Genomic DNA, 25,392 nt, shown 5'->3' on the forward strand with positions numbered 1-25,392 from the left:
TCTCTTTATCATACCATGCTTACTGCAAGTCTGCACTTTTATTTAGAATTTTTATTGCGATGAAAAAGAGAAGGATATCCATGACCAAATTAAAAATTGCTTGTAAAATTGTTACGTGGAAACTTAAAAAAAGTGTATAATGAAAATAAATTTTGGAGCCAATTTCTGGTAATATGTTGCTTCCCAGTTGTATTTGGATCTCATTAATTATTAAAGCGTAAATTATTGCAGCTATAAAACCAAATCTGTAACCGCCTACCGGAATCATGCTTAAAGCCGTCGCAATAAAAAAGATGCAAATAAAAGAAGAGGTCATAAGCCAAATAGCTAAAAAAGTTTCCAAAATCATCATAAGTCCTGTTGACAAAGATGTTTCTGCACCGCCAACGATTGCTAAACTGATGGTAATAACCAGAAAACCTGCCGTTAAAATAGTCGTTTCCATCATGGCAACAAGAAATTTATTTATTAATGTTTTTCGAATAGGCGTTTTAGTTTGAAAAAATAAGTAGCGCTTTTCATCATAAACACCTGCTCGAGCAGCCGCTAAAAGTAGTACCAACCAAATAAGTAACCAACTTGAGCCTACAATTTCAATTAAGGCAGTAAAAACACTATCTCCAGAAACAAATACAGCCCCATCCATACCGGTCTCTAGCATAAGCGGTTCTGATAAGCCTTTGCCGAGTTTAAAGAAAAGACCAATTAGTAAACAGATAATCCACCCTAAAAAAGTTGCGAAAAATATATACCGATGTGCGTTCCATTCTAATTTCCAGTGTGCTTTAAGCATGTCCAAATACCTCCCGATAGTAATTCACCACTGATTTCCCGTACTCTTCTCGAAGGATTTCTGTTTCTATTCGATCAATTATTTTGCCACGTTTCATAAAGATAATTTCATCAAACATCATTTCCAAATCTTGAATTAAGTGTGTTGTGACAACAAGCGTTGCGCCTTCTTTTAAAAAGGTTGTAATACTTTTGACCAAATCATCCCGTGCAATCAAATCAATTTCTGAAAAAGGTTCATCAAGCAGATAGAGGTCAACATCACGGCATAAAATAAGGGCTAGCATTACTTTCGCAGCATTACCTTTAGATAAATATTTCGTGTTTTCTTTGACATTGATTCCAAGTGAATGAATCATTCTTGTTGCTTTTTGGATGTCAAAATCCGGGAAAAACCCATGATAAATTTGAAAAAAGTTACGAATCACCATGTTCGGTAAAAAATCTTCACTTGGTAAGTAAGCAACGCGGCTATTTCCAGCTAACTCAATCGTTCCAGCTGTTGGTTTAAGAAGCCCTGAAATCGCATTTAATAGTGTTGTTTTACCTGCCCCATTTGGACCAAGTAAACCAATTATTTTTCCTTTTTCGAGTGATAAATGAATATTATTTAGTGGTTTTTTTCTGGGGTATTTTTTTGTTAATCCCGTAATTTTAATAAGATTTTCATTCATGGTGGCTACTCCTTTTTGTTAGTAATTCTATTGCTGCTTCATTATCTAGACCGATACTTCTTGCTTCTTCCAAAAAGCGATCTGTTATTTCTTCGGCCAATTCTTTTTTTAGTTGTTCGAAAATCGCTTTGTCTGAGGTGACAAAAGAACCCATTCCGCGTTTCGCATAAATATAACCGGTGCGTTCTAGCTCTTGATAAGCGCGACTTACTGTATTAGGGTTCACTGAAAGCATTACGCCCATCTCTCGAACAGAAGGTAACTTGTCATCGCCTTTCCATTCGCCTGTAATCATTTGTTTTTTCATCCAGTCAGAGATTTGACTGTAGATTGGTTTATCCGCGTGAAAGGTTGGATTCATCGCTACCTCCTTTGTATAGTTATACTAGTGTATTAAGTAAATAGTACACTGAGCTTTACTTATTTGTCAAGCACAAAAAAAGCTAGGAAGCAGCGTGGTAGCCTCTTCCTAGCTTCTAAATTACTATTTTTCTGCATCAAACCAAATATCATTTTGATGACGTAATTCGTTGGAGACACGTAATACTTTTAAGCTTAAATCTGCTAAGTATTCATATGTATCACGGTCAGTTTGTTCGATAATTCTAGCAAACTCAGCTGCCTCAAATTGCATGTCATTTGCAACAACCGGACCAGCGAGTGCTGTTTCTTCTTTTGTTGCATTATCATAAAAAGTAATATTTTCAATGCCGGTGAGCGGGTCTATGATTAGCGTACCTTTTTGACCATAAATTTCGCTTGGTAGGAACGACTGGGAATTTTTCCCTTGGATGATAGTGATATTAAATGTAGGATATTCTAAGATAATCGGTCCGAGGCCGTCTACACCAGTTGGTAATTTAGTTGCGAAATAAGTTGATTTTACTGGTTCACCAAATAATGTAATGGCGGAATAAAGTGGATAAACACCCAAATCCACTATCGAGCCACCAGAGAATTTCAAGGAAAAGATATTTGGTTCTTCGCCGTTTAAAACTTGATCATATCTTGAGGAATATTTCATATAAGCTAATGTTGCACCATGAATTGTACCGACTTTTTCGATATTTTCTTGCAAACGTTTGAAATTTGGCTCTTGAATGTGACGTGCTGCTTCAAATAAAAAGACATTGTTTTCGCGAGCGATTTGGTGCGCATGCTCTAATTCTGTAACAGTAGAAAAAATCGGTTTTTCCACTATAACATGCTTTTTGTTTTTAAGTAAGCTAACCGCATGTTGATAATGAAGCGCATTAGGAGAAGCGATATAAACAGCGTCACAAGCGTCTGATTTACCCATTTCTTCAACATCAGTGAAATAAGTCAGCTCTCCATATTTTTCTCCAAATGCGCGTGCTTTTTCTTCTGTTCGTGAATAAACAGCAGTAAGATTCCATTCGCCCGAATTAATAGCGCCTTCGATAAAAGAATCCGTAATCCAGTTTGTTCCCATAATTCCAAGTTTCATTAGCCAACAGCTCCTTTAATTTTATCTTAAGTATACCTTAAAATAAGGAAAAAAGCGTACTAATTGTTTGAAACAGATGGTCCACTAATTCTAGTTGTATAGATTATTTCATTTTCGGTTTCTTCACCTTCCAGTAGTTCCACAAGTTTATCCGCCGCAACTGCCCCCCATTTATATTTTGAATATTCAATAGTAGCAAGGCGTGGAACTAAATATTCACTAATGTCAGTATTATCAAAGCCAATAATTCGAACGTCTTTGCCAATTTGTAAATCCGTCCCTGCAAAATAACGATACATACCGATAGCCATATTATCATTTAACGCAAATACAGACACTGGTGCTTTCCAATTTTTAGCAATCATGGCTGCTGCTTTTTCGCCGCTTTCTTCTGAAAAGTCTCCTTCAATGATATGCACTTTTTTATCGCCAGAACGAGCAAGTTCTTGTTTAGCAGTTTCTAATCGGACTCTTGCATCATAAGAATCATCTGGACCAGTAATTACATAGAAGTCACCTTTAAAATTAGTAGATAAATAATCAATCGCAAGTGTTGCGCCACCTTTATTATCTAGTAATACTTGGCATACATTCTCATGAGTGAGTTCCCGGTCAAGCACCACTAATTTATGGCCACGATTTGCATAATTAAGGATTTCATTCGACGGAAAATTCGCATCTAAAATAATAGCACCATCAATCATTTTCTCGGGTAAAAATCGGTGTGTTTTCGTACCACTGCAAGCGATGAGTTCATATCCATGCTTATACAGCGTTTGCGTTAAACCTTCAAGTAATGTTCCGTAAAAAATCCCGCCGTAGTTGGTTAAATAAACGCCGATAATTTTTGTTTCTCTTGTTTTTAACGTTCGTGCTGCCATATTGGGAATATAATTCAATTCGTTTGCGATGGTCATAATTCGTTTTCGCGTTTTTTCGGTTACTTTTGGGCTGCCATTAAGCGCGTAGGATACTGTTGAAATGGAGACCCCTGCCTTTTTCGCGATATCTTTAATTCCTACCACGTGAATCGCATCCTTTTCTTTTTTCTTTTATTATACACAAAACAACCTTAGAGACGGTTATTTTTTTGAAATTTAATCGTGATTTGTGAACATTTTGACGTTAAGTTCTCTTTTGGTAAAATTAGAGCACCAGTCCGATACGCATTTGCTTCGTTTTTAACCGACACTTCTTCTCCATTTACTACAATGCCAGCTTTATCTGCGCTTTCAAATGTGATGTCTAGCGGATAATGATCCAGTTCCATATGACATTCTAAGCCATCCAATTCTTCTGGTAAAATCGGGTCAAAAATAAACGCTTGTTCTGTTTGACGAATACCAAGAACTGAACTGATTAATTGATGTAAGTATATTCCCGGACCACTAGAATAAATTCGCCAACCGCCTTTTACTGGAATAGAGCCTTCTTTCACGCGGCTAAACTCATTTTGCGCTTGATAACGATCTAAAAATGCTGCGTCGGAACTACTGAAATAGGTATTACTTTGGCGGAGTGCTGCGTTTGGTACCACTTCCTTAATATTGATTGGATTAATGACATCCAGCATGCGCCAAGCTTTTTTGTCCCCGATTTTTGCTAATGCTTCAATATAACGAATGTGTGCATGGACGTACTGCAAACCGACTTCTCTACCAAAATTGGCAGCTTGCTCAGCGCGTTTAAAATGGGTGCTCACACCTCCCGCATAATGCGCCGGCTCACTCATCAATCTTACGCCATCTGGATGTAGTAAATGCTCATCAATAATATCAAAGTTACGATTTGCTTGCTTTTTATCGACTAGTTCAGCAATAACGCTTCTCGTAAGTGGAATTAAGCGATATTTAATATTGGTTTCTTTATCTTCTGGGTGAATCATCCAAACAGGTGATTTGCCCTCTTCTAAATAAAGGAAACCTGGAATGACATCCGTATCCGCTGTCATATATTTGGCAAAATCTGCTTGGACGCGTCTTGCTAGTTCGCCGTATTTTTCGCCCGCTGGTAAAAATGTTGCTAGCCGTTTGAACGTTTGGTAGGTTAGTGCCACTGTCCAACTAGAAACCATGTTTTTCTTAAGCTTTGCATTAGCTGGTTGAAGCGTATCATCCCAGTCCCCATCCCCGTAGTTAGAGAGCGCGGTTCCTTTCATAAAGCGAGCTTCGATAGTTTTTACGGCTAATTCTATATGTTCAAGAAGCGTTCCTTTATCATTCGTAAATGTTTTCGATTCTCGGTCGACAAAAGGAATGATTTCTTCCAAAATACTTGTATCACCGCTCATTTCCAAATAATCACCAATAATTTTCAGCGGCCAAACAATGACGTCCCCATGACTTTCCTCTTGTTGAATGGACGTATATTTATCAAACATAAACCACTGTGGCCAGTCACCTGTATCTTGATATTGATGCGAAAAGATGGTTAATACTAATTGACGTAACACTGCTTTATTGCCTGTTGCTAAGAAAAACTCAAATGGTCCTTGGCTTACATCACGTGTACCCCAAGCAGCCCCACTATATTGCTCCAATCCGTGTGGTGATGCGTAATGCACCAACATTTGATGTGCATACCAATAAACCGTTAAATTCAATTTTTCCGCTGTTGTGCTTGGATGATTTAGATGGAATTGAGCTGTTAACTCATCATAACTAGCGCGAATTTCTTTTGTCGAACTCTCAATATCTGTGTTTTGCTTTGAAAAAGTATCAGCTAGTTTAGCTTGAACATGGAAAGTCGCTTTATTATTTGGTTGAAAAAGAAACACATCCAAACCAGCTGTTCCCGCATACTCTTTTGCAAAATAGCTTTCGTCGGTCATTTCCTCAAAAGTTCCATCTACTTGAAATTGGAGCGCTGGATAGGTTTCTAAAATCGGTGAATCTTCTGCTGGTAAATAAGTTACAATTCCATCTTTTATTTCTTTTTTCACGGTAGTATCATATTCATTTGTACCCATAGTTACTTGGTTTGTTACGACTAATTTATAGGCGCGCCCTTTTTCAGAATGGAAAGTAACAAATGCCTCTTTGCTTTCGGCAGTTAAGGTCGTTTGTACTGTAATTAAGTCGTCATTCCACTGATAATACCAAGTGGAATAATTCGTACTTGTTTCCCACACAGATGGTACCCCAAGCAGCCGAAGTTCATTATTTTGTTCCACGTATATTCTTAAACCGCTTGTTTGAAGAATATTAAGTGGATTACGCGCATGGCTATTCCATTTATTCATATTCGTATTTCCAGCAACTAACTGTGATAAAAACGCTCCGTACATATAGGTTGTTGCCGAAAGAGTAGCTTCTGGATTTAACACATCCACTTTATCTAATAAAATACTGCCATGCGGACGTTCTAGTGCTGCTTCTTTTTCGCGTGTCACTACATGCGCATAATTTGGTGTGAAAAAGGAAAACAAAGTGTCGTCTTGCTTTTCCTCTTGAATCCGATCTGGAAATTTTGCTTGTAGCCATTTGTCTGAAATAGTTTCTCCTGTAATTGGTGTTCCGATGTTTTTTTCTCGCATGACTTTAGTACTTGGTTGATAAGCTTTTTTTGGAATGCTTGCTTTTATTTCAGTTAAGTTTTCTAGTGGAGCTCCGGATGCTTTTGGCTGATGTTCGGTTACATAACTGTAAAAATGAGTTTCCGCATGATTAGTAAATAGCTCTGTTTGCAAGGAAATTTGTGCAAATTCATATTGATACACCCGATTTGGTAGTGATTTTTTTGCAAGTGCTGCTATTTCATTTGTCACTTTATAATCAGTTCCATAAATATCAAAGCCGTCCGTTGCGTATCCTACTATTTTTGTTAGAGCACCCATTTGAACTGCTGGAAACCGGTCGTTCTGAGGTTGGTTTTGGCGCGCTTGGACAGTGAAACCGTTAGTTCCTTCTGTTACGTGATAATCAATATACTGTGACATGTATGCTTCATTTGTTCTCACTGCTGCTTGTTCTGCAAGCCCTAAGTCTTGTATATAAATCAGATCAAACGTTTCTGCACCATCCACTGAAACATCATAAAACCAACCATGTTCATGAAAATTCATCTGTATCGTATAACGAAATGGCCCAGCAATCCCTCGATACTCGACACCACTCTCATTAAAACCAACTTCGGCATCCGCAGTTAAAAGCGGATATGCTTCCACTCTATCTTTTAAATGTGCACGAACATAAATTTGTGATAAGCGGTTTTCTAAAGGGTTTTGGATTACTTGATTCAACATAATATCTTTTAGTTTCAACCAAGCAATTTCTCCACTTGGATAAAATACCGCTGTCAGGTCCCCTTTTTTAATTTCTTTTAACATGGTCATACATATCCACCCACTTCCACTTCAAAAACGTCAACATCTTCACTGCTGGTCCCAACAAAAACTCGGTGAAGGCCTGATTCCTGCACTTTTTCGAGTTGGTGATTATAAAATGAAAATGCTTCGCTATTTAATTCAAATGTTACTGTTTTTTCTTCGCCAGCTAGTAGCGTTACTTTTTCAAAAGCTTTTAGTTCTTTGACGGGCCGCGAAATGCTCGCTGTCACATCTTGTAAGTATACTTGAATGACTTCTTTTCCAGCGATTTTACTCGTGTTTTTTATCGTTACTTCTACATGAAGCGATTCGCCTAGTTTTAACTGTTTTGGAAGATTTCCCGTTGTGAGTTCAAATTCGCTATAACTTTTTCCATATCCAAATGGATAAAATGGTTCATTTGGAATGTCAAGATAATGCGACACATATCGTTCGCCCTTATTTTCCGGTGTTTGTGGTCGTCCGGTACGCAAATGATTGTAATAAACAGGAATTTGACCGGTTGTTTGTGGGAAAGACATTGATAATTTTCCAGAAGGATTACTTTTACCGCTCAATAAATCGGCAGTAACACGTCCCGCTTCTGTCCCTGGAAACCAAAGTTCAAGGAGCGCATCACTAGATTCCGCTAACTCTTTTACTTCTAGAGGTCTACCGTTAAATAATGTAATCACAACAGGTTTTCCAAGTGTTCGTACAAATTTTGCTAAGTCATATTGTGCTTCTGGTAAACGGATTGTCGCTAAACTTCCAGCTTCCCCGCCCCATTCATTCTTTTCTCCTAAAGCAACAACAACGACATCTGTATTCTCTACGGCAGACTTAACAGCGACTTTGTCTTTCTCCGACAATTCAGTGTAATCCGTTGAAACGGTTGTGATAGAATCAAACACTTCACGCAAGCCTGTTTCCACATTGATTCCATCTTTTTCTTCCCCGTACACATTCCACCCCCCAAGAATATCGGGTGATGTTGCCAGTGGTCCTAATAAAGCAATCTTAGTCGTTTTATCTAGTGGAAGTAATTGGTTTTTATTTTCTAATAACACTGCAGATTCCACACCAGCTGCGCGAGCTTTCTGACGGCTTTCTTTTGTTAAAATATCTGATGCACGATTGCTATCTTTTAAACCGCGATAAGGATCTTCAAATAGCCCTAAATCATTTTTTAGATTTAACATACGTAATACCGCTTCATCTAAAAGGCTCTCAGATAATTTACCTTCTTCAATTAAGCTTTTCAATTCATGGATATAACAAGTCGTCATCATTTCCAAATCCACGCCCGCTTCCATTGAAAACTGCGCCGCTTCTTTTGGATTTCTAGCAGTTCCGTGGTTAATCACTTCTGCAACTGCGCCCCAATCAGAAATAAGGACACCGTCAAAATCCATTTCTTCTCTTAAAACAGTGCGATTTAACCATTTGTTCATTGTAGCTGGAATACCATCCACCACATTAAAGGCAGTCATAACTAATTTCGCTCCTGCTTGAATTGCTGCGTTATAAGCTGGTAAATAGTTTTGATAAAGTTCGCGAGTGGACATATTCACCGTGTTATATTCCAGTCCCGCCTCTGCTGCTCCGTATGCCGCAAAATGTTTGACACAAGCAGCCATTCGTTTTAAGTTTTCATTTAACATACTTGCATCACCTTGATAGCCGTCTACCATGGCTTTCCCAAGCTCACTATTTAAAAATGGATCCTCTCCAGTTGATTCCATCACACGTCCCCAACGAGGGTCACGTACTAAATCAAGCATTGGCGAAAAAGTAACGTGATGTCCATCCGCTGTTGCTTCAAGTGCTGAAACTTCCGCCATCACTCGAACTGTTTCTCTATCAAAAGAGCAACCAAGCGCAAGTGGAATTGGAAATACTGTCTTATAACCATGTATAACATCCGCCATAAAAACAAGCGGAATTCCTAGTCGATTTGTTTTTAAATATGCTTCTTGAATGCCAATCATATCAAGTGCCGAACTTGACCCAAGCACCGAACCAGCATTTTCAGTATGCGCATCCGTTAGTTTCATTTCTTGAAGAAGCGGCCCTGTTAGTTCTGCATTTTTATTCGTACCTTTAAAAAGAAAAGGCGAAAGTTGAAGGCATTGGGCAATTTTTTCGTCTAAGGTCATTTGTTGGACTAAATCTTGTACTTTTTCTTGTTTCATAGGAACCTCCTAAACACATTTTTCGAAACGTTTCTATTCAAATATAACAACAGTATAAGCGCTTTCTTTTCTTTAGTCAACCAAAAATGCCATTCACATGGATAAAAAGCGTTTATTTTCAGTTTCTTCTATACTATCTTGTTTTTCCATAATTTGACACTTAAAAAATTTAGCAATAAAAAATCGTTGGTATGTAACAGTTTATAACTTTATAATAAAAAAATTTCAGCAATTCACTTGAAACCGATTACATAATGGACTATAATAACCTTGTCGAAACGTTTCTATGAAATATTGTGTATGTGAATTCATTTTCACAATTTACTTCATCCCGTACGGTACGCTTTTATTCCGTACAATAGTTTTTATTCTTTAACAGCTTCAGTCAGGAAAAGTTGCTTTGAAAAAAACAAAAAATGGAGGAAAAATCATGAAGAAAAAAATGTTTGTAATTTTAGCTTTGGTCTTATCACTTAGTTTGGTCCTAATGGGTTGTGGGTCAAAGGACGATGCAAAATCAGGCGATTCCAAAGTGCTAAATGTTTGGGCAATGGGAGATGAAGCCAAGTCATTAAAAGAACTCGCACAAAAATTCACGAAAGAAACTGGTATTGAAGTAAAAGTCCAAGTTATCCCTTGGGCAAATGCACATGATAAATTACTTACTGCTGTTGCTTCTAAATCTGGTCCTGATGTAGTACAAATGGGAACTACTTGGATGCCAGAATTTGTTGAAGCTGGGGCATTACTTGATATTACAAAAGATGTCGAAAAAAGTAAAAATATGAACTCAGATTTATTTTTCCCCGGTTCAGTGAAAACTACACAATTTGACGGAAAAACTTACGGTGTTCCTTGGTATGCAGAAACTCGTGTATTATTTTATCGTACTGACTTACTGAAAAAAGTTGGTTATAATGAAGCACCAAAAACATGGGATGAGCTATCTGATGCTGCACTTAAACTTTCTAAACGTGGAAAAGATATGTATGGTTTTGCAATTGATCCAAATGAACAAACAACTGGTTTCATTTTCGGACGCCAAAACGGCTCCCCTCTTTTTGATAAAGATGGCAAACCAGTTTTCAATAAAAAACCATTCGTAGATACTGTCACTTATTTAGACAGTTTCATCAAAAACGGTTCCGCACCAGACACTGACCTTGGATTAGATGCTTCACAAAGCTTTGGTGGCGACGGAATTGTGCCGATGTTCATGAGTGGTCCTTGGATGGTTAATACACTCAAAGACACTGCTCCTGACATTGACGGCAAATGGGCTACTGCTGTATTACCTAAAAAAGAAAATAATGAATCCAGCCTAGGTGGCGCTAACCTTTCCATTTTCAAATATAGTGATAAAAAAGATGATGCACTAAAATTCATGGATTATATGAGTCAACCTGATGTGCAATTATCGTGGTTAAAAGATACTAACTCCATGCCAGCTCGTATGGATGCTTGGGAAGATGACATGCTAAAAAACGACCCTTACTACAAAGTATTCGGTGAACAAATGAAGACTGCTGAACCAATGCCACTTATCCCACAATTTGAAGAAATTGCGCAATTATATGGCAAATCTTGGGAGCAAATTTATCGTGGTGGTGTAGATGTACAAACACAAATGGATTCCTTTAACGATCAAGTAGAAACACTTCTTAAAAAATAACGAATAAAAAGGGCAAATGATCCACTTTGCCATTTGCCCTTTTAGAATGGAACTGATGTTATGAAACAATTTTTAAATAAAAACACCCCCTATTTGTTTATTTCGCCAGCACTGTTTTTGCTTCTACTATTTTCTTTACTTCCTATTTTGCTTGCTTTTGTGATTAGTTTTACCGATATTGATTTAGTAGGGCTTGCTGATTACTCAAAAATTAACTTTGTCGGTGTGGACAATTACGTCAATATTATGCAAGACCCGGTATTTTTAAAATCTATTTTTAACACACTATTCTATGTTGTTATTGGTGTTCCGCTAGTTATTATATGCTCCCTTGGCATTGCACTAATGATTAACTTTTCGCAAGCAAAGATTTTCCAGTTCTTCCGATTAATTTTCTACACGCCTTCTATTACAAATGTTGTCGCTGTAGCAGTTGTTTGGAGTTACTTATATAATCCACGGTTTGGTTTACTTAATTACTTGCTTTCGTTCTTAGATCTTGGTCCTATACCTTGGCTACAAGACCCAACGATTGCCAAACTATCACTTATTATACTAGCCGTTTGGCGCGCTATTGGTGTGAATATGATTATTTTCTTAGCCGCCCTTCAAGGAATTCCGCGTGAATACTATGAAGCTGCCTCTCTTGACGGAGCGAATAGCCGTCAACAATTATTTAAAATCACGGTTCCTATGCTTCGTTTCGCGATTTTCTTTGTAACAGTCACTACGATGATCGGTTGGTTGCAATTCTTCGAGGAACCGTTTGTTATGACAGAAGGTGGCCCACTCGATAGCACAAACTCAGTCGCACTATTTATTTATCAAAACGGTTTCCAATTAAGTAAGTTTGGTTATGCCGCTGCTGGATCATTCATCTTGTTTATTGCAATTATAATCATCACGATTATTCAATTCCGTATTCAGCGCAAAAATAATGATGGGGATATTTAAGAGAGGAGTGTTTATAAATGAATCAATATAGACAAAAATCACGCGGTTCTCAAATTGCCGTCATTACTATACTAACCGTTGGCGGATTCTTTATGATTTTACCATTCATTTGGATGGTTCTCTCCTCTTTGAAGACGGATGCAGAAATTTTAAAAATTCCACCTACTATTTGGCCAGAAACTTTTACACTGGATAATTTCACCAAATTATTTACGGAAATGGACTTTGCTATTTACTTAAAAAACACATTAATTATTGTGTTCTTCTCGTTTTTCGGTTTATTTTTAAATGCGATGGCAGGTTATGGTTTTGCTAAATTTAAATTTAAAGGGAAAAACAAGTTATTTTACCTCGTTCTTGCTACGATGATGATTCCCGGGCAAGTAACAATGATTCCAGTTTACTTACTGCTTAATGCGGCTGGATTAACAAACACCATGACAGGGATTGTACTTCCAGGACTCGTTGGTGCATTCGGGATTTTCTTATTCCGACAATTTATGTCCACCATTTCTGATGATTTATTAGAAGCTGCAAGACTTGACGGGGCTAGCGAATTTTATATTTTCTGGCGAATTGTTATTCCAATCTCACGTCCAGTCCTTGCCGTCCAAGGAATTCTAACTTTTATAGCTGGTTGGAACTCGTTCTTATGGCCATTAATCATTGCCAACGACGAAAAATTCTATACCTTATCAGTTGGACTCCAATTACTAAAAGGACAATATGGCAGCAACTACGCCTTACAAATGGCCGGAGCAACATTCATGGTTATACCAATTATCTTGATTTTCATGACGTTCCAAAAATACATTTTAAAAGGTTTCAATGTATCTGGAATGAAATAATTAGTCAAAAAGAGCTTACCCTTTTTTTAGGATAAGCTCTTTTTTATTATGGTAAAAATGTTTCTCCCATCAAGTAAAAGTCTACTTCTCGTGCAGCTTCTCTTCCTTCTGCGATGGCGGTTACAACTAAACTTTGACCAAACCGAGCATCCCCACATGCAAATACGCCCTCTTCACTTGTGCGATAAAAACCTTTGGCTGCATCGATTGTATGGCGGTCAGTTTTTCCAACACCAAAGTTTGCAAAAATATCTTCTGTCGTACCTGCGAATCCAATCGCGATTAAAACCATATCTACTTCAAAAAATCTTTCGCTACCTTCGATTGGTGTATATTTTCTTATCTCTTTATCTGCAGTCACTTCTACTGTATTTAGTCCAATAAGGTTACCAGCTGCATCTTTTTCAAAAGAAGTAGTATTGATGAGGTATTCACGTGGATCTTTTCCATAAACAGCCTCTGCTTCTTCATGTGCATAATCCATTTTGAACACACGTGGATATTCTGGCCATGGATTTTTGTTATTTCTTTGTTCTGGTAATTTGTCTTGAATACCGAATTGGTAAATACTTTTGGCACCTTGTCTTAGCGCGGTCGCCACACAATCAGCGCCTGTATCCCCGCCACCAATGATTACCACATTTTTCCCCTTAGCAGAGAGTGTTTGAACGCCACCATTATCTAAATTATCTCGTGTACTTTGGGTTAAATATGGAACAGCGAAATGAATACCATTTGCATCACGACCAGAAAGTTTAATATCACGTGCATTACCAGCTCCTGTTGCAAGCACAATAGAATCATACTCAGCGCGTAGTTCTGCAAAAGTAATATCTGTCCCCGCTGCAACACCTGTAACGAATTCAATGCCTTCTTCAGCCATCAAGTTTACTCGACGTGTCACTTGTTCTTTTTCTAACTTCATTGTTGGTATACCGTACATTAATAAGCCGCCAATTCGATCACTTTTTTCAATGACTGTCACGCTATGCCCAGCTTTATTTAATTGATCAGCACAAGCAAGCCCAGCTGGTCCGGAGCCGATAACTGCGATTCGTTTCCCGGTACGCTTTTTTGGTGGCGCTGGTTTAATCCATCCTTCTTCAAAACCACGGTCAATAATCGCTTTTTCGATTGATTTAATTCCAACAGCGGGTTCAGAGATGGCTACTGTACAACCACCTTCACACGGCGCAGGACAAATTCGACCAGTAAATTCAGGGAAATTATTTGTTTTTAACAGGAGTTGTAATGCCTCATACCAGTCACCTCGGTAAACGGCATCGTTCCACTCTGGAATTAAATTATGCAGCGGACAACCTGATACGCCGTTTTTAATTTCCATTCCTACGCTACAAAATGGAACACCACAATCCATACAACGAGCAGCTTGTAACGTTAAATCCGCTACCGGCATTGGTAAACTATATTCGTTCCAGTCACGTGTCCGGCTTTTCGGATCGCGCCCTTTGGAGGGAATTCGGTCATATTCCATAAATCCAGTTGCTTTTCCCATGGTATCACTCCTCTCTATTTCGCCGCTCCGGCAACTAATTTTCCGTCTTTATGTTCATAAAAAGCTTGTAACTCTGCTTCATCATGTGTTTTTCCAGTTTGTTCTAGCGAGGTTATTCTTGTTAACATCATTTCATATTCATTTGGAATAACGAAAATAAAATTCGTTTTCTCTTTTTCCCAATTAGCGATAATTTCTTTCGCAAAAGCACTTCCAGTTAGTTTAGCATGTTGTTCAATTAATTGTTTTAATTTAGCTAATTCAGGTGTATTTAAAGTCGACCGGCTGCTTACAAGCTCATGATTGATTTTAGCAGTTGTTTCTTGGATATCTTTCGTATAAATGTAAGCTACCCCTCCAGACATTCCGGCTGCAAAGTTCTCGCCGATTTCACCTAGAATAACAACCGCACCTCCTGTCATATATTCACAACCATTGTCGCCAATTCCTTCCACTACAGCTGTCGCACCACTATTACGTACTGCAAAACGTGCACCTGCTTTACCGTGCATATACGCATATCCGCCTGTTGCGCCGTATAGCGTAACATTTCCAACAATCGCTGAATCATGGGCATTAATAGGTGTTTTTTGATCGGGACTAACAATCAATTTGCCTCCTGATAGTCCTTTTCCAAAGTAGTCATTCGCATCACCGTGGATTCGAAGTGTCATACCAAGTGGCGTATAAGCCCCAAAGCTCTGACCCGCAGAACCAACAAAATCAAGAGAAATGGTGTCTTCAGGTAAGCCTTCTGCGCCGTATTTTTCACTAATGAAAGAGCCTGCAATCGTACCAATAGCGCGGTCTACATTACGTACAGCAAAAGTTCCTGTTACTTTTTCACCGTTTTCTAAAGCTGGTTGAATTAATGGAACAATTTCACGCATATCTAATGTTTGGTCGATTTTGTGATCTTGATTTTTTGTGCAATATTGGACTTGGTTTTTATAAAAATCATCACTATAAAGCATATTCGAAAAGTCGATATATTTCGCTTTCCAGTGGGAATCTTTTTTCTCATGTGTCGTTAAATATTCTTTATGTCCAATAATTTCTGTTAAACTCTTAAACCCTAGTTCTGCCATCATTTCACGCATTTCCGCAACGATAAAATGGAAGAAATTCACTACATAATCTGCTGATCCACCGAATTTTTTTCTAAGTTCTGGATTTTGAGTAGCTACACCAACTGGACATGTATCTAAATGACAAACGCGCATCATGACACATCCAAGCGTTACTAGAGGGGCAGTAGCAAATCCAAATTCTTCTGCACCTAGCATAGCGGCAACTAAAACATCTTTCCCTGTCATTAATTTGCCATCTGTTTCAACAACCACTTTGTTTCTCAAACCATTGAGAAGTAGTGTTTGATGCGTTTCTGCTAAACCAATTTCCCACGGTACGCCTGCATGTCGGATACTTGTTCTTGCTGCCGCACCAGTGCCACCTTCATAACCACTTACTAAAATAACATCCGCATTTCCTTTCGCCACCCCAGCAGCAATTGTACCAATACCAGTTTTCGAAACTAATTTTACATTTATACGTGCCTTTTGATTCGCATTTTTTAAGTCGAAAATAAGTTGCGATAAATCTTCAATGGAATAAATATCATGATGTGGTGGTGGTGAAATGAGGCCAACTCCTGTCGTTGAACCACGCGTTTTCGAAATCCACGGATACACTTTATTTCCTGGCAAATGTCCGCCTTCACCTGGTTTTGCACCTTGAGCCATTTTGATTTGCAGTTCTTCTGCGTTAACCAAATAGTGACTTGTAACACCAAAACGACCAGAAGCGATTTGTTTAATAGCACTTCTACGCCAGTCTCCGTTTTCGTCAGGCGTAAAGCGGTTCGGATTTTCGCCACCTTCTCCACTATTACTTTTTCCTCCAATACGGTTCATCGCGATAGCAAGCGCTTCATGAGCTTCTTGACTAATCGAACCATAAGACATCGCACCTGACTTAAATCGTTTAAAAATTGCTTCTGCAGGTTCTACTTCATCTATAGGAATTGGTTTACGGTCACTAGTAAATGTTAACAATCCTCTTAAAAAGGCATTGTTTTGATTTTGCATCAAATCAGCATATAAATTATAAGTTTCTCGATCATTTTCCCGAGTAGCTTGTTGTAAGGAATGAATTGCCAATGGATTATACACATGGTATTCTCCATTTGAACGCCATTGATATTCCCCGCCTGTATTAAGGGTGAAGCTTTGGTAGCCGATATCATGATAAGCTTCACGATGCCGCAGCCAAGCTTCTTGCGCAATTACTTCAAGTGGAATCCCACCAATTTGCGAAGCTGTACCTGGAAAATAATGACTAATTACTTCATCACCAATTCCAATAGCTTCAAAAATCTGCGCACCACGATAACTTTGAACTGTAGATATGCCCATTTTCGACATAATTTTTAGAATACCATCCGTAATTGCTTCAATATAGCGACTTTCCGCCTCATCAAGCGTAAATCCTTTTATTCGTCCCTCAGTAATTAAGCCATCAAAAGTATCAATAGCCAGACTTGGGAAAACAGCGTCCGCGCCGTAACCGATTAAAAGCGCACATTGATGTACATCTCTTGCTTCTGCCGTTTTGACAATAATACTTACTTTCGTTCGCGTTCCTGCTTTCACTAAATGGTGATGTAAGCCACTTACAGCCAGTAATGCCGGTATCCCAATCCAGTCCGCATTCACCCCATCATCTGTTAAAACAATTAATTCTGCACCGTCCGCAATTTTTTTGTCTGCTTCTATAAATAATTCATCTAAGCGTTTTTCTAGTCCATCACGCTCTTCTGCTTTAAATAAAATCGGTAAGGTGACAGTTGGTTTCGTGAATTTGGTTTGAAACATAAGTGCCGCAAATTCTTTTCGTGATAAAATAGGAGTTTTCAAGCGAATACGCTTAGCATTTTTCGCAGTTGGATTTAAAATATTGCCTTCATCTCCCAGTAATGTCATCGCAGAAGTAACCGTTTCTTCACGAATACCATCAATTGGTGGATTCGTTACTTGAGCAAAAAGCTGTTTAAAATAATTAAATAATACTTGCGGACGCTGGCTTAAAACAGCGAGTGGCGCATCGTAACCCATTGCTCCCATTGGATCTTTTTTCTCTGTTACCATTGGAATCAAAATTTTATTTAATTCATCTTGTGTGTAACCAAATGCCCGTTGCTTTTTGAAACGCTCTGATTTATCCATAGACTCATAGTTTAAATCCGCTGTTACTAAATCGGCAATCTCCGTCATTTCCGCATCTAGCCATTCACGGTAGTTGTTTTCTGTTGTAAGTTCATTTTTTAGTTCAGAATCTGTCACAATTCTTCCTTCTTCTAAATCAATTAACAACATCGTTCCCGCACCCACTGTTTCTTTGCGAATAACCTCGCTCGGATCGATAGGCACAACACCAGTTTCTGAGGAATAGATGATCGTATGGTCCTTCGTTTCATAATAACGCGCCGGACGTAAACCATTTCTATCTAAAATCGTTCCAATCACACGACCGTTTGTAAATGAAATAGATGTCGGTCCATCCCAAGGCTCCATTAATGTACTATGATATTCATAAAAAGCACGTTTTGGATCCGTCATATGTGGATTCTTGTCCCATGGTTCTGGAATCAGCATCATCGCCGCATGAGGTAACGACCTCCCCGATTGCACTAAAAACTCTAACGCATTATCCAAAGTTGCTGAATCACTTCCATTTTCATCAACAACCGGTAATAATTTAGCTAAATCTTTTCCAAATAGTGCGGATTCTGCTCTTTTTTCCCGAGCTTTCATCCAGTTGACATTCCCACGTTGCGTATTGATTTCACCATTATGAATTAAATAACGATATGGATGCGCCCTTTCCCAGCTAGGAAAAGTATTCGTTGAAAAACGAGAATGCACTAGCGCAAAAGCCGACACATACGCGGGATCCGCTAAATCTAAATAGTATTGATTAATTTGTTCTGGTAGTAACATCCCTTTAAAAATAACGGTTCTAGTGGATAAACTAGGAACATAAAAAGTTTCCGTAATTAACTCCGAAGTAGCAGCAAACTTTTCGATTTGTTTTCTGATTAAATAAAGTGCCCGTTCAAATTCAGCTTCGTCTAATAAAGGATTTTTTTGGATAAATAATTGATAAATAGCTGGTTCTGTTTTTCTAGCACCTGCGCCTACTTTTGTTACATCGGTTGGCAATTTGCGCCAACCGAGAAAAGTTTGATCTTCACTAGCAATTAGTTTTTCCGTTTCATTCATTAGACACTCACGTTCTTCTTTATTTTGCGGGAAATTAAACATCCCAACTGCATAATGATATTTTTCTGGTAACTCGATACCTTGTTTTTGACACTCACGCCGGAAGAAAGAGTCAGAAATTTCAAGTAAAATACCAGCCCCGTCACCGGTATCACCGCCCACTTCCCCGCCGCGATGTTTGAGTTGACAAAGCATATGAATGCCTTGCTCCACAATTTTATGAGAAGAAATCTTTTTAATATTAGCTACAAATCCAATTCCGCAAGCGTCATGCTCATTTTCCGGATTATAAAGGCCGTGTTTTTTTGGTAAATTAGTTTGTTTCATCCTAGTTCCTCCTCTTCAAAAACGGAATCATCCGTATCGTACCATCTAAATTATTCAAATTAACTGATAATTAACTGGCAATCCAGCTTACCTTACATTTCTTGTAGTATCTATTTTATTCCTTTTCATTTATCGAAACAATATATATAATAGAATAAAACAATCTCATTTCGAGAACAATCGGAGGTAAGTAATGGAACTTAGACAATTAAAGTATTTCATGGAAGTAGCCCGCGTCGAGCATATGACCAAAGCTAGCGAGAATTTGCACGTAGCCCAATCTGCCGTTAGTAGACAGATAACGAAACTTGAGGAAGAATTAGGTGTTCCTTTATTTGATCGTGTTGGTCGAAATATGCAGCTTACAAGTGTTGGCCAAGATTTCCTAAATCAAGCGGCTATTGCCTTAAATGAATTACAAAAAGCCGAAGCCCTCGTGACTGAATACACCGACCCCACTCAAGGAACTGTACGTGTTGGTTTACCAAATTCATTATCTACCAAAGTCTTGCCATCTGTTATTTCTACTTTTCGAGAAAAATATCCACAAATTACCTACCAATTTATGGAAGGAACAAATGAAGAACTTACCGAAATGCTTGTAAATGGTGTACTTGACATGACTTTCCTCTCACCTGTCCCTGAATCTAATGAACAAATCGAAGCTATCCGTTTTTTTGATGAAAAGTTGAAATTAATCGTTCCAACAACCCATCCACTTGCAGAAAACTTCAATGTGTCACTCAAAGAACTCGCCAATGAAAAATTCGTACTCTATCCAGAAGACTTTGATTTATATAAAATTGTTACGAAAGCAGCAAATAAAAAAGGCTTTGAACCACAAATTGCCTTTCAAAGTAGAGATTTTTATACCATTCAGGGTTTAGTTGGAGCAGGACTTGGTATTAGCATTTTACCAGAAATGATTTTGGATGGTGCCATTTTTAAAGAAACGAAAAGTATTGTTTTGCGCGACAAAGAATTGCGACGTTCGGTTGGAATTATTACAACCAAAAAACGGAACCTATCCCCTTCTGAGAATTTGTTCCGTTCTTTTATTATTTCATTCTTTTCCCATTAATTATTTTCCGAAAAAGCAGCTGGATAATGAATTGTTCCTGCTAGATTTTCCAAACTACCATCATATAATTCTAACAACATAAAATATTCAGCAGGTACATCAAACGGAGCTCGGATACCAAATTGCTCGGAAGAAATAAATCCAAATCTCGGATAAAAATCAGCATGTCCTAGCACAGCAATAGCCGGATATGCTTTTTCGCGTGCCAATCGGATGCCTTCTTCCATAAGCTTCGAGCCAATTCGAGAACCCTGATACTCTGGTAAAACAGCTAAAGGTGCGAGCGCTAAAATAAATCTACTTCGCCCAGCTGCTTCAAGTGAAATCTCACTAAACATAAGATAACCAACAATGTTACCATCAAAAGCTTCGACTACTAATGATAAACTTGGCTGATAATAATCAGATGAACGGATACTTTCAATTAAGTCTGCCTCCACGGTTCCTTTAAAAGCTTCTTCATTCACACGACGAATGGCCTGAAAATCTTGTGGTTGTTCTTTCCGAATAATCATTTTTATCTAGTCACTCGCTTCATTGCCATACTGTCTTCCAGTTGTTTCATCGCATTTAAGACCACTTCTGCTGTCATTTCACCTGGCATCATATGGATGGTTTCATGCGGCTCCGTAGCACGTTTAGCAACAGCAACAAGCGTTTCTTCCGCAAGTGCTTCTAGGCCCATCTCATATAAACTCGTTGGAAGTCCTAATTTGGAATAAAACGGTAATAATTGTTCGATTTCATCCCATCTATTTTCTATTACTAATTGAACTAAGATTCCATAAGCCACTTTATTACCATGTAGTAAATGGTGTGTTTCAGGAACCATCGTTAGCGCATCATGAATCGAATGCGCGCCAGCACAACGACCATAATCATCTCCAAAACCACCAACCATTCCGCCAACTAAAATATTTGTTTCAATAATTTTAATAAAAGCTTCATTTAGCTCTTGTTTGTCCATTGCAGCAAGCGCTTCTTCACTAAATTGAAGTAAATTATCTCGGCACATTTTGGCAGCAAAGTGTGCTATTTCGATTTCGACTGATTTAGTTGGTAAAGAATTAATAATGACATCAGCTTCATACCATTTTGCTAGAGTGTCGCCAATCCCGGCAATAAGAAGTTCTCTTGGTGAATCTAATATCATTTCTGGATCAATTAAGAGTAAAGCATTACTACTAGCAAATACATCATAACGAATCATCGCACCTTCTTCGTCATACATCACACTAAGCGGTGTATAAGCTGCACACGTAGAAGCAAGTGTTGGCAAAATAATAACTGGTAAGCGTAAAACTGCTGCTGCCGCTTTACATACATCGGCAATTTTCCCACCACCAACTGCTATAATTGCGTCCATATTATTTGTTTCCATTATCGTTACCAGACGATCGCGTTCCTCATAAGTAGAACCACCATTATATACTTCAAAAGTAGATGTAACGGTTGATAATACAGGGAATTTCTTTTTAGCAACTTCCCAAGAAGCATTTCCACGAACAACTAAAACATTTTTCAAACCGCGGCGTTCTAAATGGGTAGGTAATGTTTCCCAAGCGCCTACTTGGCAAAAATACTCTTGCGGAGCTCCGCGTACAATCAATTCTTTATTCAACAAAAATCATCCCTTCTGTCTGGCACGGTCGGATATTCGGCTGCGACATTTATAATTCAAATTGTATAGGAACTTAAACCTACTGTCAATCTGGCTATTGTTTAGCTATTTCATCATCGCCAAACCATTTTTTACTAATTTCTTGCATTTTTCCTTCTTTGTATAATTTTTCAAAAGCTTTATTGATTTTCGTTTGTAGTTCTTTGTCGCTTTTACGCATACCTACTGCAAAGTCTGTCGGATCAAAACCACCAGTTATTATATTATAATCATCTTTATTTTTTTGTTTATCAATATAGTAGCGCGCGTATACTTCATCAATAATTAATCCATCAATACGCTTATTATTTAAATCAATAAATGCGGTATCAAAAGTATCATACAATTCGGGTTCGTTATTTGAGATAATATCCGTCAACACTTCTGGTTTTTTAGCCATATCATCAATCGAACTTGCTCCATTTTGGGCACCAAGGGTTTTATCTTTCATATCACTAAATTTATTTATCTTACTTGATTTTAAAGTCACTAAAACTTGCTCATTTTTCATATACGGCTTACTAAAAGCAACTTGTTTTTTTCTAGCATCTGTTACAGTATAACCATTCCAAATTAAATCAATAGAGCCATTTTTCAATTCAGATTCTTTCATTGTCCAATCAATCGGCGTGAATTTTGCCTTAATACCATATTCTGCAAAAACTGCTTTTGCAAGATCAATATCAAAACCAACCAAATTATCGTCTTTATCACGAAATCCCATTGGTACAAAACTATCATCTAAGCCAATCACTACCTCTTTATCTTTCTTTATTCTATTCCACTGATCCTCTTTAGATTCGCTTCCAGAACAAGCTCCAAGCGCTAACATCACTACTACCATTACTGTTATTAATAATCCTTTTTTCATGTTATATTGCCTCCTTTTTTAGTGGTTCGACTTCCATCATTTGATCGGCAACTTTTTCAGCAAAAGTATGATCATGAGTGACAATAATTTGCGTAATACCAACCTTCTTCAAACTCAAAATTAATGATGCCACATGGTCACGTAAATCTGGATCAAGTGCAGATGTTGGTTCATCAAATAGTAATACTTTTGGATTCATCGCAAGGGCCCGTGCAATCGCTACTCGTTGTTTTTGTCCGCCAGATAATTGATAAGGCATGCTGTCCTCTTTATCTGCTAAATCAAGTAATCCAAGTAACCGTTTTGCCTCTTTGATGGCTTCTTCTTTTTGTGTTTTCCTAGCGAGAGTCGGTGCCAAAATCAAATTGTCTAACACACTTAAATGCGGAAACAAGTGAAATTCTTGGAAAACAACACCAATGGTATTTTCCACATCTTTTCTAGACATGGGATCAATTTTTTCCCCATCAATAAAAATTTCACCCGCGTCCATTTTTTCCAGCCCACTAATACAGCGAAGTAACGTCGTTTTCCCACCACCTGATGGTCCAACAATAGAGAGTATTTCGCCTTCTTGAAGCGTTATATTAACATTATCTAAAATTGTTTTTTGGTCAAATTTTTTCGATAAATTTTTAATTTCCAACATTTTCTTCACCTCATTTATAATAACTAAAACGTTTTTCCAGTTGTTTAAATAGTATTGTTAGGATTGCAGTTAGCGCTAAGTAGATTGCTGCTACTAAAACTAGTGGAATTAGTGTCACATCTCGACTCATAGCAATTTTTCCTGCTCTTAGTAAATCTCCAATTCCGAGAATGTACACTAAAGAAGAATCTTTTACTAGATTGATGACTTCGTTCCCGATTGCTGGTAATACTCGTTTAACAACTTGTGGTAAGACGATTTTTCGAAGCGTTTGACCGTAAGTAAGACCTAGAACTTTAGCACTTTCATATTGTCCATTTTCAATAGAGAGAAATCCACCACGAAAAATTTCAGCAAAGTAAGCCGCATAATTTAAAATAAAAGCTATAAACACTGCATCCATCCGGTCAAAAACAACACCAATAATCGGTAAACCATAATAAATAAAAATTAATTGTAATAATAAAGGTGTCCCACGCATAATCCAAATGTAGATATTTAAAATAAATTTAAGTGGCGCTATTTTACTAATATTTCCAACTGCAACAATAGCTCCGAGTGGAATAGAACAAACTAGAGTGACGGCAAAAACGAGCAGTGTTGTTTTTGCTCCGTCAAGTAATGCTGGTAAAATTTCCATAATATAATCCATAATTCTTCGCTCCTTTTTTTGCATAAAAAAATCTCGTCGCACTTGGCACAAAATTGCCAAGAGGACGAGAATAATATTCACGTGGTTCCACCTCAATTTACCGATACTTCGCAGTACCAGCCTCCGTTAGTTCGAGACTAACAAGCTATAACGGGCTTATCCCGAGTTCACTTACTCGCTTATGTTTCAGCAAACCAGCTCTTCAGATGTGTTCGATAACGTTCTCTTTATCCTTTCGCACCAACCAAGGACTCTCTTAAAAAAGAATCACGCTCTACTTGTTCTGTTCATCGCCATTACTTCTTCTTGCTAATACTCTACCACGATAAAGTGGCAGAGTCAACATTTTTACTTAAATAAAAAATGGTAAGTGAATCATTTGAGATCCGCTCACCATTTTCTATTAATCTTTTGCTATTAATAAGTAATCATCTTTTTGCTCAAAATAGACACGCACTTCTGTTCCAACTCCACTTTTAGACTCTACACAAATCTCATGGCCTAATTTTTTAGCCATTTGTTTAGATAGGTAAAGTCCCATTCCCGTCGCTTTTTTCTCTTGACGACCGATTGTGCCAGTGAAACCTTGCTCAAAAACACGCGGTAAGTCTTCTTCTTTAATACCTCTTCCATTATCTTTCATGTGAAGCACTTTTTTACCTGTTGTTTCCGTATCACACCAAATCTGAATTTCGCCGCCATCTTCCGTATATTTTAACGCGTTGGACATCACTTGATCAATAATAAAACCAAGCCATTTACTATCTGTCCGAACATCGATATCCACGTTTTGTAAATCTAGTTTCATTTTTTTACCAATGAAAAGCTTAGAATGACGTTTAACAGATTCTCGAACTACTACACCAAGATTTTGTTCTTGAATAAAATAATCTTTAGAAAAAGTATCCAGTCTAGAAAAATAAAGTGCTTGCATGACTAATTTATCTATTGTAGTTAATTCTTCATCAATTTGTTTAAAAATAGTTTCGGTATCATTTAAATCTGGATTATTAATTAACATTTTACTTGCTACAACTGGCGTTTTCACTTCATGTACCCAATATAAAATAAAATCATGGTATTCTTGCTGTTTATCTTGTAATTTACTAATAGTCCGCAATTCTTCTTTGTGTTTTTTAGCCATTAATTGATTAAAAAAAGCTTGCTCACGAGTTCGTGGTTTTGGTAATAATTCAATAATATTTTCTTCGATTTCCCCGCTTACTAAATCTTTCATTTCACGCCAATAGTTATATTTAAAAAAGTAACCTAGCACTAAGTAAGAAAGTAAAAAGACTAAAACAAAAACATATAAATAAATAAAATTCCCAAGGGTTAATTTACTGTTTGGATCGATGGAAATTAATACACCAACAAAGAACATAATACTGCAAAAAAACAATAAGAAAAATCGTTTATCTTTTATATAACTCCACCAGTTCATGTT

The 25,392-nt window shown here is 37.7% G+C and carries 19 protein-coding genes and 1 other annotated feature; of the genes, 4 read left to right on the plus strand and 15 right to left on the minus strand.

Going from position 1 to position 25,392, the window contains the following annotated elements; translation table 11 throughout:
• Window positions 1-19: 19 nt before the first annotated feature.
• From LWE_RS08875 to LWE_RS08905, 7 genes are all read right to left on the minus strand, one after another.
• A complete protein-coding gene (locus LWE_RS08875) occupies window positions 20-793 on the minus strand; it encodes a hypothetical protein (protein ID WP_011702519.1) in 774 nt (257 codons plus the stop codon).
• Window positions 786-1,466 (minus strand): ABC transporter ATP-binding protein, encoded by a 681-nt coding sequence (locus tag LWE_RS08880; protein WP_011702520.1) that lies wholly within the window; start codon window positions 1,464-1,466, stop codon window positions 786-788. The genes LWE_RS08875 and LWE_RS08880 overlap by 8 nt, the downstream gene beginning before the upstream one ends.
• Window positions 1,459-1,827, minus strand: a complete 369-nt coding sequence (locus tag LWE_RS08885; RefSeq protein ID WP_011702521.1) for a GntR family transcriptional regulator — start codon at window positions 1,825-1,827, stop codon at window positions 1,459-1,461. Before LWE_RS08885 ends, LWE_RS08880 begins: the two co-directional genes overlap by 8 nt.
• A gap of 123 nt (window positions 1,828-1,950) precedes the next feature.
• Window positions 1,951-2,934 (minus strand): Gfo/Idh/MocA family protein, encoded by a 984-nt coding sequence (locus LWE_RS08890; RefSeq protein ID WP_011702522.1) that lies wholly within the window; start codon window positions 2,932-2,934, stop codon window positions 1,951-1,953.
• 59 nt (window positions 2,935-2,993) lie between these two features.
• Window positions 2,994-3,959, minus strand: a complete 966-nt coding sequence (locus LWE_RS08895) for a LacI family DNA-binding transcriptional regulator (RefSeq protein ID WP_011702523.1) — start codon at window positions 3,957-3,959, stop codon at window positions 2,994-2,996.
• A gap of 47 nt (window positions 3,960-4,006) precedes the next feature.
• Window positions 4,007-7,267, minus strand: coding sequence for a GH36-type glycosyl hydrolase domain-containing protein (locus LWE_RS08900; protein ID WP_011702524.1), 3,261 nt, complete (start codon window positions 7,265-7,267; stop codon window positions 4,007-4,009).
• The gene (locus LWE_RS08905; protein WP_011702525.1) at window positions 7,264-9,435 is read right to left on the minus strand and encodes a glycoside hydrolase family 3 N-terminal domain-containing protein; all 2,172 of its coding nucleotides are present in this window, start codon (window positions 9,433-9,435) and stop codon (window positions 7,264-7,266) included. The genes LWE_RS08900 and LWE_RS08905 overlap by 4 nt, the downstream gene beginning before the upstream one ends.
• Before the next feature lie 430 nt (window positions 9,436-9,865).
• On the opposite strand from LWE_RS08905, the gene LWE_RS08910 reads away from it, so the two are divergent.
• Genes LWE_RS08910 through LWE_RS08920 form a run of 3 tightly spaced genes read left to right on the plus strand, consistent with a single transcriptional unit; the run spans window position 9,866 to window position 12,909 of the window.
• Window positions 9,866-11,107: a sugar ABC transporter substrate-binding protein gene (locus LWE_RS08910; protein ID WP_011702526.1), complete on the plus strand. Its 1,242-nt coding sequence runs from the start codon at window positions 9,866-9,868 to the stop codon at window positions 11,105-11,107.
• 60 nt (window positions 11,108-11,167) lie between these two features.
• Entirely contained in the window at window positions 11,168-12,061 is an 894-nt protein-coding gene (locus LWE_RS08915) for a carbohydrate ABC transporter permease (protein WP_011702527.1), read from the plus strand.
• Window positions 12,062-12,078: 17 nt separating this feature from the next.
• Window positions 12,079-12,909: a carbohydrate ABC transporter permease gene (locus tag LWE_RS08920; protein ID WP_011702528.1), complete on the plus strand. Its 831-nt coding sequence runs from the start codon at window positions 12,079-12,081 to the stop codon at window positions 12,907-12,909.
• A gap of 46 nt (window positions 12,910-12,955) precedes the next feature.
• Here LWE_RS08920 and LWE_RS08925 read toward each other — a convergent pair whose 3' ends face one another.
• On the minus strand, window positions 12,956-14,425 hold the full coding sequence (locus LWE_RS08925; protein ID WP_011702529.1) for a glutamate synthase subunit beta: 1,470 nt from the start codon (window positions 14,423-14,425) through the stop codon (window positions 12,956-12,958).
• A 14-nt stretch (window positions 14,426-14,439) separates the two neighbouring features.
• Window positions 14,440-19,032, minus strand: a complete 4,593-nt coding sequence (gene gltB, locus LWE_RS08930) for a glutamate synthase large subunit (protein WP_011702530.1) — start codon at window positions 19,030-19,032, stop codon at window positions 14,440-14,442.
• 193 nt (window positions 19,033-19,225) lie between these two features.
• Between gltB and LWE_RS08935 the strand changes: the two genes are divergently transcribed.
• Window positions 19,226-20,113 carry a LysR family transcriptional regulator gene (locus LWE_RS08935; protein WP_011702531.1) on the plus strand — a complete coding sequence of 296 codons (888 nt, stop codon included), beginning with the start codon at window positions 19,226-19,228 and terminating at the stop codon, window positions 20,111-20,113.
• On the opposite strand, the gene LWE_RS08940 is transcribed toward LWE_RS08935, so the two are convergent.
• From LWE_RS08940 to LWE_RS08965, 6 genes are all read right to left on the minus strand, one after another.
• Window positions 20,110-20,628 carry a GNAT family N-acetyltransferase gene (locus tag LWE_RS08940; protein WP_011702532.1) on the minus strand — a complete coding sequence of 173 codons (519 nt, stop codon included), beginning with the start codon at window positions 20,626-20,628 and terminating at the stop codon, window positions 20,110-20,112. The two genes, LWE_RS08935 and LWE_RS08940, sit on opposite strands and share 4 nt — an antisense overlap.
• Before the next feature lie 2 nt (window positions 20,629-20,630).
• Window positions 20,631-21,737, minus strand: coding sequence for an iron-containing alcohol dehydrogenase family protein (locus LWE_RS08945; protein WP_011702533.1), 1,107 nt, complete (start codon window positions 21,735-21,737; stop codon window positions 20,631-20,633).
• A gap of 91 nt (window positions 21,738-21,828) precedes the next feature.
• Entirely contained in the window at window positions 21,829-22,644 is an 816-nt protein-coding gene (locus LWE_RS08950) for an amino acid ABC transporter substrate-binding protein (protein ID WP_011702534.1), read from the minus strand.
• A 1-nt stretch (window position 22,645) separates the two neighbouring features.
• Window positions 22,646-23,293 carry an amino acid ABC transporter ATP-binding protein gene (locus LWE_RS08955; protein ID WP_011702535.1) on the minus strand — a complete coding sequence of 216 codons (648 nt, stop codon included), beginning with the start codon at window positions 23,291-23,293 and terminating at the stop codon, window positions 22,646-22,648.
• 10 nt (window positions 23,294-23,303) lie between these two features.
• Window positions 23,304-23,945, minus strand: coding sequence for an amino acid ABC transporter permease (locus tag LWE_RS08960; protein WP_011702536.1), 642 nt, complete (start codon window positions 23,943-23,945; stop codon window positions 23,304-23,306).
• A 57-nt stretch (window positions 23,946-24,002) separates the two neighbouring features.
• Window positions 24,003-24,245, minus strand: a binding site (T-box leader).
• 103 nt (window positions 24,246-24,348) lie between these two features.
• Entirely contained in the window at window positions 24,349-25,389 is a 1,041-nt protein-coding gene (locus LWE_RS08965; protein ID WP_011702537.1) for a sensor histidine kinase, read from the minus strand.
• Between the last annotated feature and the right edge of the window lie 3 nt (window positions 25,390-25,392).

Origin of the sequence: Listeria welshimeri serovar 6b str. SLCC5334 (assembly GCF_000060285.1) — a bacterium.
GTDB classification, from domain to species: domain Bacteria; phylum Bacillota; class Bacilli; order Lactobacillales; family Listeriaceae; genus Listeria; species Listeria welshimeri.